A 17,047-nucleotide genomic window follows, 5' to 3' on the forward strand; every position below is an offset into this window, starting at 1 on the left:
ATCCTTTAAATGTCCAGCAGCAGCCGCGCCGGATCCTCGATAAAGTTCTTCACCGCGACCAGGAACTGCACCGCCTGCTTACCGTCGATCAGACGGTGATCGTAGGACAGTGCCAGGTACATCATCGGCAGAATCTTCACTTCACCGTCCACCGCCATGGGCCGTTCCTGGATTTTATGCATGCCCAGGATGGCGGTCTGCGGCGGGTTGAGGATCGGCATCGACATCAGGGAACCGAACACGCCACCGTTGGAAATGGTAAAGGTGCCGCCGGTCATTTCATCGATGGACAGCTTGCCCTTCTGAGCCTTCTGGCCGTAATCGATGATCTGTGATTCCACTTCCGCGAGGCCCTTCTGGTCCGCGTCGCGTACCACCGGCACCACCAGACCGCGCTCGGTGGACACCGCCATGCCGATGTCGTAGTAACCGTGGTAGACCACGTCGTCATCGTCGATGGAGGCGTTCACTTCCGGGAAGCGTTTGAGTGCTTCCACACAGGCGCGGGTAAAGAAGCCCATGAAACCAAGACGAACGCCGTGGGCCTTCTCGAAGGCGTCCTTGTAGTTCTTGCGCATATCCATGATCGGCTTCATGTTGACCTCGTTGAAGGTGGTCAACATGGCCGCGTTCTGTTGCGCGGAAACCAGACGCTCGGCGATGCGCTTGCGCAGGCGGGTCATCGGTACCCGGCGCTCTTCACGCTCGCCCGGCTCCGGTGCCGGAATCGGCGCCGCCTTGGGCGCGTCGCTCTTGGCCTCGCCGCCGGAGGACTGCTTGCGCTCCTCGCGGCCGGCCAGGGCTTTCTCCACGTCTTCCTTGGTGATGCGGCCGTCGCGGCCGCTGCCCTTGACGTCGGACGCGGAGAGGTTGTGTTCGCTCATCATCTTGCGCGCCGCGGGACCGGCCTGGGCGTCCTTGTCACCGCCCTGCTCGTCCTTCTCCTGCGCGCCTTTATCGTCCGCCGCGGGCGCCTCTTTCTCTTCGCCCTTGTCGTCGCCTGCGCTGTCTTTCGCGGCGTTCTTGTCTTCGTCCTTGCCGTCACCGCTGTCCGCGCCGCCGGCGCCGCCGGCGCCGCTGCCGGCTTCCAGCTGACCCAGTACTTCCTGGCTTTCCACGGTGTCGCCTTCGTCCTTGATGATCTTCGCCACCACACCGTCGCTGGGGGCCACCACCTCCAGCACTACTTTGTCGGTTTCGATGTCCACCAGCAGCTCGTCACGCTTGACCGCCTCGCCTTCTTTCTTGTGCCAGGTCGCCACGGTGCCGTCCGCTACGGATTCGGGAAACTGTGGGGCTTTGATGTCTGTCGCCATGCTTATTCCTTAACCCTATCTCGGTTGGCTGTCGCTCAGTTGATCTGGAAGGCGTCTTCGACGAGACGCTGTTGCTGTTCCACGTGCAGGGACATGGAGCCCACGGCCGGGGCCGCCGCCATGTCACGGCCGGCGTAATGCACATGCAGTTTGTCGTTGACCGCCCGCGCCACCCGGAACATATGGTGCTGCGAGCAGTACCAGGCGCCCTGGTTCATCGGCTCTTCCTGGCACCACACCAGATTTTCCAGATTGGGGTAGCTTTCCAGGACTTCCTGGAGGCGCTTTTCCGGGAACGGATACAGCTGCTCGATGCGCACCAGCGCGGTGTCGTTGAGGTCGTCCGATTCGCGTTTTTCCAGCAGGTCGTAGAACACCTTGCCGGAGCACATCACCACGCGTTTGATGTCCTTGTGGTCGATGTCGGCGCGGTCGTCCAGAACGGTCTGGAAACGGCCTTCGGACAAATCCTCCAGGGACGATTTGGCGCGCTTGTGCCGCAGCAGGCTCTTCGGCGTCATCACCACCAGCGGCTTGCGCAGCGGCCGCACCGCCTGGCGCCGCAGCAGATGGAAAATCTGCGCCGGGGTGGTGGGCACGCACACCTGCATGTTGTGCTCGGCGCACAGCTGCAGGAAGCGTTCCAGCCGGGCGGAGGAGTGCTCCGGGCCCTGACCTTCGTAGCCGTGCGGCAGCAACAGGGTGAGGCCGCACAAACGCCCCCACTTGGCTTCGCCGGAGGACATGAACTGGTCGATCACCACCTGGGCGCCGTTGGCGAAATCACCGAACTGCGCTTCCCAGACGATCAGCGCTTCCGGGGTGGTGGTGGCGTAGCCGTACTCGAAGCCCAGCACCGCCTCCTCGGAGAGCAGCGAATCGTAGATATCAAAGCGCGGCTGACCTTCCTGAAGGTGGGCCAGAGGCACATAGTCCTCGCCGTTCTTCTGGTTGTGCAGCACCGCGTGGCGGTGCGAGAAGGTACCGCGCCCGGAATCCTGGCCGGTGAGCCGCACCATCACGCCCTGGTCCAGCAGGCTGGCGTAGGCGAGGGTCTCGCCGTAACCCCAGTTGATCGACATGGCGCCGGCGGTCATTTTGCGGCGGTCCTCGAGAATCTTCTTCACCTGCCGCTGCAGCACCACGCCCTCGGGCACGGTTTCCAGACGGTTGGCCAGATCCTGGAGTTTCTTGAGCGGGTAACCGGTGTCCCAGTCGTCCTCGACCTGATGGCCGACGTAGGGGCTCCAGTCCACGAACAGGGACTTGTTGGGCTCGCGCACCAGTGATTTGACCACGTGGTTGCCCTCGTCCAGCGCGTCGCGATAGTCGTCGACCATCTTCTGCGCGTCCTGCTCGGAGAGTATCTGCTCGTTGATCAGACGCTCGGCGTACAGCGTGCGGCTGGACGGGTGCGACTTGATCTTCTTGTACATCAGCGGCTGCGTGGAGGACGGCTCGTCCGCCTCGTTGTGACCGGAACGACGGTAGCAGATCAGGTCGATCACCACGTCCTTCTTGAACTGCATGCGGTAGTCCACCGCCAGCTGGGTGACGAAGTAGACCGCTTCCGGATCGTCCGCGTTGACGTGGAAGATCGGCGACTGAACCATCTTCGCCACGTCAGTGCAGTATTCGGTGGAGCGGGCGTCGTCACGGCGGCTGGTGGTGAAGCCGACCTGGTTGTTGACGATCACGTGCAGGGTGCCGCCGGTCTTGAAGCCGCGGGTCTGGGACATCTGGAAGGTCTCCATGACCACGCCCTGACCGGCGAACGCCGCGTCACCGTGAATCAGAATCGGCACCACCTGGTCCCCGCCGGCGTCGTTGCGGCGATCCTGCCGGGCGCGCACCGAGCCTTCCACCACCGGCGATACGATCTCCAGGTGGGACGGGTTGAAGGCCAGCGCCAGATGCACTTCGCCGCCGGAGGTCTGCACGTTGGACGAGAAGCCCTGGTGGTACTTCACGTCGCCGGAGCCGTTCTCGTTGAAGCTCTTGCCCTCGAACTCGCCGAACAAATCGCGGGGGCTCTTGCCGAGGATGTTGACCAGCAGATTCAGGCGGCCACGGTGGGCCATGCCGATCACCATCTCCTTGGCGCCGTAACTGCCGACCCGCTGGATCATCTCGTCCATCAGCGGAATCATCGATTCGCCGCCTTCCAGGCCGAAACGCTTGGTGCCGGGGTAACGGCTGCCCAGGTATTTTTCCAGGCCTTCGGCGGCGGTCAGACGCTCGAGAATATGGCTCTTGATGTCGGCGCCGTACTGCGGGTGGCTGCGCACGCCCTCCAGCCGCTGCTGAAGCCAGCGCTTCTCGGCGGTGTTGACGATGTGCATGTACTCACAGCCCACCGTGGAGCAATAGGTGCCCTTCAGGCAGTCCATGATCTCGCGCAGGGTGGCTTCCGGCTTACCGATGAACAGGTTGCCGGTCTGGAACACCGTGTCCATGTCCGCCTTGCTCAGGCCGTGGTGCGCCAGCTCCAGGTCGGAGACCGCCTCGCGCTCCATCAAACCGAGCGGGTCCAGCTTGGCCACCTGATGGCCCCGGTTGCGGTACGCGGCGATCAGATGAAGCACCCGCACCTGGCGGCGTTCATGCTCGCTGCTGACGGCGCCGGCGCCGACTTTCTGCACACGGGACTTGTTCTTGGCTTCGAGCAGGAAATACTCACGGACCGCCGAATGGGGGACATCGGACTCAACGGCGCCGTTGGAGGGCAGTTTTTCGAAGTAGGCGCGCCAGTCTTCCGGCACGGAATTGGGATCAGTCAGATAGGATTCGTACAGTTCATCAACATAGGCCGCGTTGGAGCCCCCGATATGGGAGGACTGCCACTGACGGTACATGGAACTGTCTTGCATCGTCGCTCGTTCCTTAGCCGGGCGAACGTCACGCCTGTGGGCATGTATTCTGCTCTGTCCACAGGGCTGCGACCCTGTTACCCGCGCTCATCGCTGTTTACGGACCGGCACCTTTTAAGCTCCGGCCCACTTGCTGTCTGGAGGCTCCGGGGTTGCCGAAACCGCCACCTAGTGTAGTACCTTTGTGGTGGTTTTGTTAGGCGTCTACGGAGAAAATGACTTATCGGTCTTTTTTCTCCTCGCCGCAATCCCACCAATGTCTAACGCTTGCCGACCCTCTATTAAGGCATGGGGGCGACGGCACCGATCTCAAGCTTAACCAAAGCCACCCTTCCCCGAACCCTCCCGTCGCATCCGGATACAATTTGCAGCCGGGGAAGGCGCCCACAAAAAAGGCGGCCCGCAGGCCGCCTTCTTCGCTTTCCGTTACACGCCCCGTTCCAGGAGCATGGACCGGATGTGGCCGATGGCCCGCGTTGGGTTCAGCCCCTTGGGGCAGACGCTCACGCAGTTCATGATGCCGTGGCACCGGAACAGGCTGAACGGGTCATCCAGGCGCGACAGGCGCTCCTCGGTGGCCTCGTCACGGCTGTCCGCCAGGAACCGGTAGCTCTGCAGCAGCGCCGCCGGACCCAGGAACTTCTCCGGGTTCCACCAGAAGCTGGGGCAGCTGGTGGAGCAGCACGCGCACAGAATGCATTCGTAGAGGCCGTCCAGCTTGGCCCGGTCCTCCGGCGTCTGCAGGCGCTCGATGGCCGGCGCCGGCGTGTCGTTCTGCAGGTACGGCTGCACCTTCTCGTACTGGTTGTAGAACATGGTCATGTCCACCACCAGGTCGCGAATCACCGGCAGGCCGGGCAGCGGGCGCAGCACCAGCGGCTTCTTGCCTTCCTTCACACCCGGCGCCACTTCAGACAGCGGGGTGATGCAGGCGAGGCCGTTCTTGCCGTTGATGTTCATGCCGTCGGAACCGCAAACGCCTTCCCGGCAGGACCGGCGGTAGGCCATCGACGGGTCCTGCTCTTTGACCAGATTGAGCACGTCGAGCACCATCAGGTCCTTGCCCTGGGTGTCCACCTCGTACTCTTTCATGGACGGTTCGCGGTCGGTGTCCGGGTTGTAGCGATAGATACTGACTTTCATGGCTACGCGCCTCCGTTAGTAGGTCCGGATCTTCGGCTGGAAGGTATCGACGGTCTTCGGCTTGAAGTTCACATCCCGCTTGCCCAGTTTTTTCGACTTGGGGTCGAACACGGAATGGCACAGCCAGTTTTCGTCGTCACGATCCGGGAAGTCGTAGCGGGAATGGGCGCCCCGGCTTTCGGTGCGTCCGGACGCCGCCAGCGCGGTGGCTTCCGCGACTTCCAGCAGGTTGTCCAGTTCCAGCGCTTCGACACGGGCGGTGTTGAAGGACTGGCTCTTGTCCTCGAGATGGGCGTTGGCGATGCGCTCGCGCAACTTGGCCAGCTTCTGAACGCCCTCTTCCATCAGATCACCCTTGCGGAATACACCGAAGTGATTCTGCATGGTGCTCTGCAGTTCCTTGCGCAGCGAGGACACGGATTCGCCGTCCTGGGACTCGTTCCAGCGGTTGACGCGGCTCAGCGCCCGCTCCAGGTCCTCTTCGCTGGGCTCGTACTGGGTCATGCCCTGACGCAGCGCCTCTTCGATGTGCAGACCCGCCGCGCGGCCGAACACCACCAGGTCGAGCAGCGAGTTGCCGCCCAGACGGTTGGCGCCGTGTACCGACACGCAGGCTACCTCGCCCACCGCGAACAGGCCGTTGACGAACTGATCCTCGCCTTCGTGGCCGCCGCTGAACTTGAGCGCCTGGCCGTTCACGTTGGTGGGGATGCCGCCCATCATGTAGTGACAGGTGGGCACCACCGGGATCGGTTCCTTGACCGGGTCCACCTGGGCGAAGGTGATGGACAGCTCGCAAATGCCGGGCAGACGGCTGTGCAGCACTTCCTCGCCGAGATGGTCCAGCTTCAGATAGACGTAGTCGCCGTCCGGGCCGTCGCCGCGGCCGTCGAGGATCTCCATCATCATGGAGCGGGCCACCACGTCACGGGACGCGAGGTCCTTGGCGTTGGGCGCGTAGCGCTCCATGAAGCGCTCGCCGTCCTTATTAATAAGGTAGCCGCCCTCGCCCCGGCACCCTTCGGTGACCAGGGTACCCGCGCCGGCAATGCCGGTGGGGTGGAACTGCCACATTTCCATGTCCTGCACCGGCACGCCGGCACGCAGGGCCATGCCCACGCCATCGCCGGTGTTGATCAGGGCGTTGGTGGTGGAGGAGTAGATACGGCCGGCGCCGCCGGTGGCGAACACCGTGGCCTTGGCTTTGAAGAACACGGTCTCGCCGGTCTCGATGCTGATCGCGATCACACCGCAGACGTTATCGTCGGCGTCCTTCACCAGATCCACGGCGTACCATTCGTTGTAGAACTGGGTGCCGTTCTTGAGGTTCTGCTGGTAAAGGGTGTGCAGCAGCGCGTGACCGGTACGGTCGGCGGCGGCACAGGTGCGGGCGGCCTGGCCACCCTCACCGAAATTCTTGGACTGGCCACCGAAAGGACGCTGGTAGATGCGGCCTTCCTCGGTGCGGGAGAAAGGCAGACCCATGTGGTCCAGCTCGAACACCGCTTCCGGGCCCACCTGGCACATGTATTCGATGGCTTCCTGGTCACCGATATAGTCGGAGCCCTTCACCGTGTCGTACATGTGCCAGCGCCAATCGTCATTGGGATCGGCGGAGGCGATCGCGCAGGTGATACCGCCCTGGGCGGACACCGTGTGCGAACGGGTCGGGAATACTTTGGAAATCAGCGCGGTTTTGAAACCGGACTGCGCCATCTGCAGGGAAGCACGCATGCCTGCGCCCCCGCCGCCAACGACGATCGCGTCAAAGGTGATGGTACGAATGGACATGGATTATGCGCCTCCCCAGATCATCAGCAGGCCCCACAGCAGGTACACAAGCAGCAGCAGCGCGATGGCCATCTGCACCACCAGACGAACACTGGTGGCCGCTTTGCCGAAGGTCAGGCTGGTCAGATAGTCGGTGGTCACGCTCCACAGGCCGATCCAGGTGTGGGCGGCCACGGAGAACAACAGAAGGGTGTTAGCGATCTGCATGGGCACGGAGCCCATAAAGGCACTCCAGGTGCCGTAATCCAGATCCGGCTGGGCGATCAGAAAGCCCAGCATGCCGATCACGTACACGGCGATCACCACAGCGGAAACCCGCTGGATCAGCCAATCATAAAGGCCGTTACGGCCCAGGCTCGTTACACTGGTTACCATACCCAGGCTCCTGCCAACAGAATCAGTACCGCGGTGACAACGAAAGTGGCGAAGGCACCACGACGTCCACCTTCCAGGGTCTCACCCATGCCCATATCCATAATCAAATGGCGGATACCGGCGACCAGGTGATAAAGAATGACGGCCAGGATCGCCCAGACCACCAATTTGGCGAGGGGCGAGGTCATCAGCTGTTTCAGGTCCGCAAAGCTCTCGGGGGACGCCAAGGAGCGATCCAGCATCCACAGCAAGACGGGGATGGCAACGAAAATGGCCACGCCAGTAATACGGTGAGTGATGGATGCAATGGCGGTGACCGGGAACTTGATCGTCGTTAGATCGAGGTTAACGGGTCTCTTATCGTTCACGGTAGCCTACACTTTTGCCGGGCCCCGGATACACCGGAGCGGTTATCGGGAACTTGGCATCAACGGCGACATCAGAGTGTGAATGCGGATAAAGCCGATGGTGCCCGGGCCGGGGTTGGAGCCCACAGGGAACTCCTGCTTGGTCCCGAACGGCGAAAACCGATCGGAACGGGGCCGGAGACTCCTTCGCGGGCGGCAGTATATCGCCGCGCTTACGGCAAAACAAACGGCAAACTGCGACTTTTATCTTAGCCGGCCCCGCGGACCGCCCCCCTCATCCGGCGCTGGCGGGACCTGGGCGGTTAATCCCTTGTTTTTTAACGGCCCTTTGCGGCGAGCCCGTCGCGAAGCGCCGTAATAGCCTGTTTACCCTACAAAAGTCGCCCCCGCCGGGGGCCGGCTTCTCGTTGACAAAGACCCACCAAAACTTTAACGTCCCCCGCGCTCTGGAGGACCTTCCCAGTAGGGACCCTCTATTCACCGAGGAGAAATTCCCATGACCGAGAAGAAAGCCATTCTCAAGGTAGAGGGCCGGGACGATCTGGAACTGCCGATCCATACGCCCACCCTGGGCCGTGACGTGATCGACGTTTCTTCCCTGACCGCCAACGGCATCTTTACCTTCGACCCGGGTTTCACGTCCACCGCTTCCTGCGAATCAAAAATCACCTTCATCGACGGTGAAGTGGGCAAACTGCTGCATCGGGGCTATTCCATCGAGGAACTGGCCGCCAAGTCGGACTATCTTGAAGTGTGCTACCTCCTGCTCAACGGTGAACTGCCCACCGCCGAGCAGAAAGAGACCTTTGTCAGCACCGTCAAAAACCACACCATGGTGCACGAGCAGATCCGCAATCTGTTCAACGGCTTCCGCCGCGACGCGCACCCGATGGCCATCATGTGTGGCGTGGTGGGGGCACTGTCCGCGTTTTATCACGACTCGCTGGACATCAATAACCCCACCCACCGGGAAATCACCGCGTTCCGTTTGATCGCGAAGATGCCCACCATCGCGGCCATGTGCTACAAGTACGGTCTCGGTCAGCCGCTGATGTATCCGCGCAACGACCTCGGTTATGCGGAAAACTTCCTGCACATGATGTTCGGCAATCCGTGCGAGGAAACCAAGGTCAGCCCGACCCTGGCCCGCGCCATGGACAAGATCTTCATCCTGCACGCCGACCACGAGCAGAACGCCTCCACCTCCACGGTGCGCCTGGCCGGCTCCTCCGGTGCCAACCCGTTCGCCTGCATCGCCGCCGGCATTTCCGCCCTTTGGGGCCCCGCCCACGGCGGTGCCAACGAAGCGGTGCTGAACATGCTCGACGAGATCGGCGACATCTCCAACATCGACGAGTACATCGCCAAGGCCAAGGACAAGAACGATCCGTTCAAGCTGATGGGCTTCGGCCACCGGGTCTACAAGAACTACGACCCGCGTGCCACCGTGATGCGCGAATCCTGCCACGAAGTGCTCAACGAGCTGGGTGTCAACGATCCGCAGCTCGAGCTGGCCATGAAGCTCGAAGAGATCGCCCTGAACGACCCCTACTTCAAAGAGAAGAAGCTGTTCCCGAACGTGGACTTCTACTCCGGGATCATTCTCAAGGCGATCGGCATCCCGACCTCCATGTTCACCGTGATCTTCGCCCTGTCCCGCACCGTGGGCTGGATCGCGCACTGGAACGAGATGATCTCCAATCCCTACAAGATCGGCCGTCCCCGCCAGCTCTACACCGGCGAGACCGAGCGCGAGATGACCGCGCTCAGCGACCGCAAGTAACCGACAGCCGCCGCCCCGCGGCGCTCTGTCCGGTCCCCCGGGACCCAGAAAGCGAACCCCCACGGGTTCGCTTTTTTTTGCCCCGCCGCAACACTTGGTACACCAGTACAACAATCCGCAACCAGCCTCCAACAACCGGCCCCCGCCGACCGGTGGATACTGTCGGGTAACGCGCCATTTTAATAACAACGGACCGGCACCCATGCCGGCCAGCGGAGTGCCCTGATGAAGATGCCCGTGAACCGGTACGCCGGTATCGCCCTGCTCGCCCTACTGGCCTTACTGACCACCGCCTGCGGCGGCGGCTCGAGCTCCTCGCCGGCCCCGTCGGGCGGCCCGTCACCGACGCCCACCGAGCCGGAGCCTGAACCGCCGGCGCCGGTGGCCGGCGAAGGCAGCATCCGGGTGCTGTCCAGCCGCGCCGACCTGATCAGCGGCGGCGACGCCCTGGTCGCGATCGCCGCCGACGACCCCGCGCTGCTCAATAACGCCCGTGTCAGCCTCGGCGGCACCGACGTCAGCGACCGGTTTCGGCGCACCGGAGAGTCCCTCAAAGGCCTGGTCGACGGCATGTCCCCCGGCGCCCACACCCTGCGGGTGACCCTGGCCGACGGCTCGATACTGCAACAGCCGCTGGTCAACCATCCCAACGGCGGCCCGGTGTTTTCCGGCCCCCAGATCGGGCCCTGGACCTGCAGCAACGACGCCGCCACCGACGCGCAGTGCAACCAGCCCGCCGAATACCGTTTCAAGTACGTGCCCGCCGGCAAGCTGCAGGCGTTCATCACCGGGTTCGATCCGATGAACCCGGGCCTGCCCGGCGCCTTCCTCGACTATCAGCCGGACAACCCGCCGGCGGACCAGGACATCGCCCGGGTGACCACCGATCAGGGCGTGCAGGTACCGTTTATCGTGCGCATTGAAACCGGCGTCCAGAACCGTGACCGCTACCAGATCATGACCCTGTTCCAGCCCGACCGGGACTGGTCCGCCCTGGCGCCCCAGCCGCAGTGGAACGGCAAGCTGCTGATCCACCACGGCGGCAACGTGGGCGTGAGTTTCGGCCCCGGCGAACCGCCCAACGGCGACATCGCCGGGACCGCGCCGGAAGGCGCTGAAATCCTGCTCGGCGACAGCATCACCACGGCCCTGGGCCGCGGCTTCATGACGCTCTCCACCGCCCAGGCGAACCTCGGCCATAACGTCAATCTGGTCACCGCGGCGGAATCGCTGATGATGGGCAAGGAACGCATCGTCGAGCAGTACGGCGAGCTGCGCTACACCATCGGCACCGGCTGTTCCGGCGGCGCCATCGCGCAACAGCACATCGCCAACGCCTACCCCGGCATCTACCAGGGCCTGATCGTGCAGTGCTCCTATCCGGACGTCTGGACCACCGCCACCCAGTTCGCCGATTACAACCTGCTCAGCCGCTATTTCGGCAACCGGATTCCCTCCGATCCGGACAGCTTCCTGTCGGTGATCACCGCCCTGCTCTCCAGCGGCGTGTTGCCGGGGGTGCAGTGGTCGGCGTTCTACGGCCACCTGCCGGTCAATCCGCTGGTCTCGGACCTGGCGTTTTTCCCCGCCGCCTTCCCGGAGCAGGCGGAATGCCCCGGCCTGGCCGACGACGTGCCGGTGTACAACGCCGAAACCCGGCCCGACGGGGTGCGCTGCGGGCTGCTCGACTTCATGATCAACCAGTTCGGCAGCCGACCACCGGAAGTCTGGTCCACCAACGAAGCCCTGCTGTCCAGGGGCTTCGCCGGCATTCCCCTGGATAACGTCGGCGTCCAGTACGGCCTGGGTGCCCTGCAGCAAGGATTGATCACCGGCGAGCAGTTCCTGCGCGTCAACCGGGAAATCGGCGGCCTGAACGTGGACATCCAGCCGCAGGCGGCGCGCACCGTGGCCGACCCGACCGCGCTCCGCAACGCCTACCGCACCGGCGCCATCAACACCGCGGAGCACCTTTCCAACGTGCCGATCATCGACCTGCGCGGCCCGGACCCCGGCATCGCCCACGACGCCTATCACTCCTGGCAGATGCGCGCCCGCCTGGAGGCGGTACAGGGCCACGCGGACAACCACGTGATCTGGTTCGGCGCCTTCCCGCTCGCCGGCGACACCGTGTTCACCACCGAGGCCCTGCTGGTCATGGACCGCTGGCTGTCGAACATCGAAGCGGACCACGGCGCCGCCGCGATCGCCGAGAAAGTGGTCACGCACAAGCCGGCCCGGGCGCGCGATCGCTGCCTGTCGCTGTCGTCGTTGTTCGATGAGGAAGACCCGCTGGTGCCGCTCACCGGCAACCTGCTCTATCCGGACCCGATCGTGCCGGGTCTGGATCCGTCGCTGCTGCCCGCGCCGCCCGCGCAAGCGGGCCTGGTGGTGGATGCCCTGACCGGCCAGGTGTGCGGGCTGGACCTGACCGCCCTGGGGCTGCCCGGCGAAATCGGCGACCTGCTGGCGCCGATCACGGACCTGTTGGTGGCGTTGCAGGAAACGGTGGTGCAAACCCGCTTCGGCACGCCACGCACCGTCGCCGGCGACGCCATCACCACCCTGGTGAACAAGTGCCGGCTCAAGGACGTGGACCCGGCGGATTACCCGGCCAACCCGTTGGCCGGCATCCTGGATCCGGCGGCCTTCGCCGAGCGCGTGGCGGAGATTTTCCCCGATGGTGTTTGCGATTACACCCGGCCGGGCGCCGGCGCGGTGCCGACCCGGGCCTGGCTGCATTACGGCGACGCCACGCGGGTGATCGAAGGCGGTGAGCCGTTGCCACGCACCGGTCCGCTCGCCGAGGGCGGCGACGGCCTGTCCGCGCCGGCCTTCAAACTCAGCCCCTGAGGGCCCGCTTTGTCTTCCCGGTCGTGAATGCCTAAACTCGCGGGCATCGCTTCAAGACCGGGAAGGCATAATGAAAAAAATCATCGTTCTGCTGTTGGTGGCCGCTGCCGCCGCCTATTTGCTGCTGTGGCCGGTGCCGGTGGACCCGGTGGCCTGGGACGCGCCGGAGGCCCCGGAACTGACCGGCCCCTACGCCGCCAATGACGAGCTCGCCGACGTTGAGCGCCTCGCCGCCGGTCAGGGCCATGGCCCGGAGGACGTGGCCATCGACGACCAGGGCAACCTCTACGTGGGTTACGAGGACGGCCGCCTGGTGCGCTACGATTCGAACGGCGAGAACGGCGACCTGATCACCAACACCGAAGGCCGGCCGCTGGGCCTGGACATGGCACCGGACGGCACCCTGGTGGTCGCCGACGGCTACCGCGGCCTGCTGCGCGTGAATCCCGCCTCCGGCAGGCTGACCGTGCTGACCGACCAGGCCAACGGGGTGCCCTTCGGCTTCACCGACGACGTGGACGTGGCCAGCGACGGCGTCATCTACTTCACCGACGCGTCGAGTAAATTCGGCCCGGCCATGAAGGCCCGCGACGACATCATGGAGCACGGCGGGCACGGCCGCTTCCTGAAGTACGACCCCGAATCGGCCACCACCACGGTGCTGATGGAGGGCCTGCAGTTCGCCAACGGCGTGGCGCTCTCCGAGAACGAGGATTTCGTGCTGGTCACCCAGACCGGCAGCTACAACGTGCTGCGCTACTGGCTCAAGGGCGACAAAGCGGGCAGCCACGATGTGTTCTTCGATAACCTGCCGGGCATTCCCGACGGCATCTCCGGCAACGGCCGGGGCACCTTCTGGCTGGCGCTGTTCGCGCCGCGCAACGCCGCCCTGGACGCCATGTCCGACAAGCCGCTGCTGCGCAAGGTGGTGTTCCGCCTGCCCCAGTTCATGCAGCCGCAGCCGGCCCGCCACGGCTTCGTGCTCGGCCTGGACGAAAGCGGCGCGGTGACCGCCAATCTGCAGCACCTTGGCGAGGACGCCTTCGCGCCGGTGACCAGTGCCGAACAGGCCGGCGAGCGCCTCTATCTGGGCAGCCTGACCCGCGACAGCTTCGCCGTTTATCCGCTCAGCGACGACAGGGAGTCATTACCATGATCCACGCAGCCTTCATCGGCCTCGGCAACATGGGCTATCCGATGGCCGGCCACCTGGCCAACGCCGGCCACGCCGTCACCGTCTACAACCGCAGCCCGGAACGGGCCCGCCAGTGGCTAGACGAGTATCCCGGCAAGCAGGCGGAAACCCCGGCCCTGGCGGCCCTGGACGCGGATATGGTGTTCGTCTGCGTGGGCAACGACGACGACCTGCGCCAGGTGACCCTGGGCGACAACGGCGCCGTGCAGAGCCTCAAGGCGGGCGCGCTGCTGGTCGACCACACCACCGCCAGCGCCGCCATGGCGCACGCCCTGGACGAGGCCTGCCGGGAGCACGACGCCCTGTTCATGGACGCCCCGGTGTCCGGCGGCCAGCAAGGCGCCAAGGACGGCGCCCTGTCGATCATGTGCGGCGGCGACGAAGCGGTGTTCGAGCGGGCGCGGCCGTTGCTCGATCATTACGGCAAGAGCGTGGTGCACATGGGCCCGGTGGGCCAGGGCCAGCTCACCAAGATGGCCAACCAGATCTGCGTGGCGGGGGTGATCGAAGGCGTGGCCGAGGCCATCGCCTTCGCCGAAAAAGCCGGTCTGGACGCGGAAAAAGCCATGCGCGTGATCGGCGCCGGCGCCGGCAGCTCCTGGCAGCTGGTGAACCGCCATCAAACCATGCTCGCCGACCAGTACGACCACGGCTTCGCGGTGGACTGGATGCGCAAGGACCTGGACATCTGCCTGGCGGAAGCCAGCCGGCTGGGCACGCCGCTGCCGCTGGCGGCACTGGTCAACGAGTTCTACAAGGAGGTCCAGGCCATGGGCGGCGGCCGCTGGGACACGTCCAGCCTGCTACGCCGCCTGCAACGCCGGCGCGACTAGTCCTCCGCCACGGCTCCGCGCTCGGGCAACAGGGCCCGGGCGTTTTCCGCCCGCAGCTTGTCCGCCACCGGTTTCGGCAAGGCGTCCAGAAGCGGACGGTACTCACCCAGGATCGCGCCGATGCTGTCGAAATGGCCGACCACGTCGCTGCCCAATACGAAGCGGTCCGGATGGTCCTCGATCAGCGCCACCCAGGCGGCGCGCGGCTCGCCGTCCTTGATCAGATAGTGCTCGCGCACACTCCATGACAGATCCACATAGAGGTTGTCGTAACGCTCCAGCAGCGCGCGGATGATTTCATTGAGCGTGGCCAGCGGCGCCTGGCGCTTCTCCACGCCGCCGCTGGTACCGGCATGGGCCAGCACGAAGCGCGTGTCCGGATTGCTTCTCAGCGCGTCCTCCAGCTCGCCCAGGTAGATCGGCGTTTCCTCGCGCAGCGAGGTCAGGTTGCTGTGCAGCAGCACCGGCAGATCATGGCGGGCCGCCAGGCGGTAGACTTTCATCAGCGCCGGGTGGTTGGCGCGGGCGGTTTCGCCGGCAGTGAGCGCGGTCAGGTCGTCGTGGCGGGTGATCACCTCGCCGATGCCGCGCCACAGGCCGGGGTAGCGTTCGATCAGCGCTTGCACGTGGCGGGCGGCGTTCATGTCGGTGGGATTGAAACCGCTGATGAACGGCGCCAGGCGGCGGCGCTGATCCTCCGGCAGATCCCGCACCGCGCCGGCGACGATGTCGTCGGTGGCGCTGTAGTAATACAGCGGCGCTTCGTCGCCCAGGTAATAACGCGGCCGGCGCGGCGCGTCCTGCTGCCACTTCTTGACCACCGGCAGGCCGAACAGCCAGGCGTCCTCGACGCCGGCCTCGTCCATGGCCGCCAACATCGCCTCGCTGCCGTCGCTCTGCTGCATGAAATCCACATAGTGAAGATGGGCGTCCACCCAGCCGCCCTCGCCGGCCGATGCCAGGCCCGCGACCATCAAAAGCGCCCCAAACAACCCTGTTCTCATGCGGTTCTCCCCGTCCAACGGCTGTATTTGCTTACCCGCTTAACAGACCCGGAGGCCGGCGCGCGGTTTCACCGGGCGGTCATAATTGAACACTTTTTCACATCCGGTCGAGCCGCTGTCTATTTATGGACATTCCATCACTTTAAGGCCTATTATGGAGAAAACCGTCAGGAGGCAATATGCAACCGGCCATTGAACCTTGCGCCAAACCACTGGATGACACGGCCCGCCATGCCGCGTTGCGGGCGGTGTTGCGCCTTTTGGACCACTGGCAGTGCTCGGAAAGGGAAAAGACCGCCCTGCTCGGCGTCGGCCGCTCCACCCTGCATAAATACCAAAGCCGACCGGAAAGCGCCCGGGTGAGCAATGATCTGCTCGAGCGCCTCAGCTATTTGCTGAACATCCACCAGGCGCTGCGCACCCTGTTCGGCAACCGGGAAAACGTCTACGGCTTCGTGCGCATGCCGAACCACAACCCTTTTTTCAACGGCGCCAGCCCCATGGATGTGATGAGCAACGGCCGGGTGGCCAGCCTGTACGAAGTGCACCGGCAACTGGACGGGCTGCGCGGGGGGCAGTGGTGATCGACGCTGCCGACCTGCCCACCGCCGCTTTTCTCCATCAAGAGGCCTACCGGCTGGTGAACGGTAAATACCCGCCCATCCATTTATTCGACGACGTCGCCGACCAGGCCGATTTCGAAGCCCTGTACGCGGTTCAGGCGCTCACCAACCCACGCATTCAGATGCAGGTCGGCGAGCTGCACCGGGTGCCGCCGGCGCGCCGCCCCTGGGGCATTCCCGGCTGCAACTACGCGCTCGGCCCCTTCGTGCATCTGAGCCCCTACGGCTCGCGCTTCTCGGATGGCGAATACGGCGTGTTCTACTGCGCCGAACAGATGGCCACGGCGATCGCCGAGACCCGCTACCATCAGGAGCGTTACTTTCGTGCCGTTCAGGGTCTGAAATTCGATCGCATCGTGATGCGCGGCCTGAAGGTCTGCTTCAGCGCGCGGCTACGCAATATCCATGACCCCCGCCGCGACGACGAGGACTGGTATCACCCCGAGGATTACGGCAGCGCGCGCCGGCTGGGCCGGGCCCTGTTCGACGCCGATGAGCACGGTCTGGTGTACGGCTCGGTGCGCCACCACCAGGCGCGCTGTTTCGCCCTGCTGTCACCGCATCTGATTGAATCGGTGACGCCGGCCACGCATTACGAGTACATTTGGGATGGGGAGCGGATCGCTCATATTCTTACTATTCGGCAGCTTGGTTAGAAACGCCGGCTTGTGGGAGCCTGCCTTGTGGGAGCGGGCCCGGCCCGCGAAAGGCCGGCAAAGCCGGCCGGCAGGATCCCAGAGACCTTGTTACTGCGCCGCTTCCAGACGTCTCTGGTATCCCGCCGGGTGGCTAAAGCCACCCTTTCGCGGGCGGGGCCCGCTCGCACAAGTGGCGACTCCCCCAGAGGTGGAACGCCAAAAAAAAGCCCCGGCTCTTTCGAGCCGGGGCTTTTT

13 protein-coding genes are annotated in these 17,047 nt (G+C 64.4%); 6 read left to right on the forward strand and 7 right to left on the reverse strand.

Features of this window, described 5'->3' with window-relative positions; all coding sequences use genetic code 11:
• Positions 1–5 precede the first annotated feature (5 nt).
• From odhB to sdhC, 6 genes are all read right to left on the reverse strand, one after another.
• A complete protein-coding gene (gene odhB, locus ISO4_RS13200; protein WP_194856539.1) occupies positions 6–1,316 on the reverse strand; it encodes a 2-oxoglutarate dehydrogenase complex dihydrolipoyllysine-residue succinyltransferase in 1,311 nt (436 codons plus the stop codon).
• 35 nt (positions 1,317–1,351) lie between these two features.
• Positions 1,352–4,186: a 2-oxoglutarate dehydrogenase E1 component gene (locus tag ISO4_RS13205; protein WP_194856540.1), complete on the reverse strand. Its 2,835-nt coding sequence runs from the start codon at positions 4,184–4,186 to the stop codon at positions 1,352–1,354.
• Between the two features lie 426 nt (positions 4,187–4,612).
• Positions 4,613–5,329, reverse strand: a complete 717-nt coding sequence (locus ISO4_RS13210; protein ID WP_067609492.1) for a succinate dehydrogenase iron-sulfur subunit — start codon at positions 5,327–5,329, stop codon at positions 4,613–4,615.
• Positions 5,330–5,344: 15 nt separating this feature from the next.
• Positions 5,345–7,120, reverse strand: coding sequence for a succinate dehydrogenase flavoprotein subunit (gene sdhA / locus ISO4_RS13215; protein WP_194856541.1), 1,776 nt, complete (start codon positions 7,118–7,120; stop codon positions 5,345–5,347).
• A 3-nt stretch (positions 7,121–7,123) separates the two neighbouring features.
• Positions 7,124–7,495, reverse strand: coding sequence for a succinate dehydrogenase, hydrophobic membrane anchor protein (gene sdhD, locus ISO4_RS13220; protein WP_067611126.1), 372 nt, complete (start codon positions 7,493–7,495; stop codon positions 7,124–7,126).
• Positions 7,489–7,863, reverse strand: coding sequence for a succinate dehydrogenase, cytochrome b556 subunit (sdhC, locus tag ISO4_RS13225; RefSeq protein ID WP_142949319.1), 375 nt, complete (start codon positions 7,861–7,863; stop codon positions 7,489–7,491). Before sdhC ends, sdhD begins: the two co-directional genes overlap by 7 nt.
• Before the next feature lie 496 nt (positions 7,864–8,359).
• Between sdhC and gltA the strand changes: the two genes are divergently transcribed.
• The 4 genes from gltA (at position 8,360) to ISO4_RS13245 (ending at position 14,527) form a co-directional block, all read left to right on the forward strand.
• Positions 8,360–9,646, forward strand: coding sequence for a citrate synthase (gltA, locus tag ISO4_RS13230; RefSeq protein WP_142949320.1), 1,287 nt, complete (start codon positions 8,360–8,362; stop codon positions 9,644–9,646).
• Between the two features lie 225 nt (positions 9,647–9,871).
• Complete coding sequence (locus tag ISO4_RS13235) at positions 9,872–12,499, forward strand: DUF6351 family protein (protein ID WP_228548126.1); 2,628 nt, start codon at positions 9,872–9,874, stop codon at positions 12,497–12,499.
• Between the two features lie 70 nt (positions 12,500–12,569).
• Complete coding sequence (locus tag ISO4_RS13240) at positions 12,570–13,655, forward strand: SMP-30/gluconolactonase/LRE family protein (RefSeq protein ID WP_194856542.1); 1,086 nt, start codon at positions 12,570–12,572, stop codon at positions 13,653–13,655.
• Positions 13,652–14,527: an NAD(P)-dependent oxidoreductase gene (locus ISO4_RS13245; protein WP_228548127.1), complete on the forward strand. Its 876-nt coding sequence runs from the start codon at positions 13,652–13,654 to the stop codon at positions 14,525–14,527. The genes ISO4_RS13240 and ISO4_RS13245 overlap by 4 nt, the downstream gene beginning before the upstream one ends.
• Here the strand turns inward: ISO4_RS13245 and ISO4_RS13250 are convergent.
• A complete protein-coding gene (locus ISO4_RS13250; RefSeq protein ID WP_142949323.1) occupies positions 14,524–15,531 on the reverse strand; it encodes an amidohydrolase family protein in 1,008 nt (335 codons plus the stop codon). The genes ISO4_RS13245 and ISO4_RS13250 overlap by 4 nt on opposite strands.
• A gap of 179 nt (positions 15,532–15,710) precedes the next feature.
• Here ISO4_RS13250 and ISO4_RS13255 point away from each other — a divergent pair, with 179 nt between their 5' ends.
• Together ISO4_RS13255 and ISO4_RS13260 are read left to right on the forward strand one after the other, a co-directional pair.
• Positions 15,711–16,115, forward strand: a complete 405-nt coding sequence (locus ISO4_RS13255; protein ID WP_067606682.1) for an MbcA/ParS/Xre antitoxin family protein — start codon at positions 15,711–15,713, stop codon at positions 16,113–16,115.
• Entirely contained in the window at positions 16,112–16,810 is a 699-nt protein-coding gene (locus tag ISO4_RS13260) for an RES family NAD+ phosphorylase (protein ID WP_142949324.1), read from the forward strand. The genes ISO4_RS13255 and ISO4_RS13260 overlap by 4 nt, the downstream gene beginning before the upstream one ends.
• Positions 16,811–17,047: the final 237 nt, after the last annotated feature.

The organism is Alloalcanivorax venustensis ISO4 (assembly GCF_015356855.1).
Lineage (GTDB): Bacteria > Pseudomonadota > Gammaproteobacteria > Pseudomonadales > Alcanivoracaceae > Alloalcanivorax > Alloalcanivorax venustensis.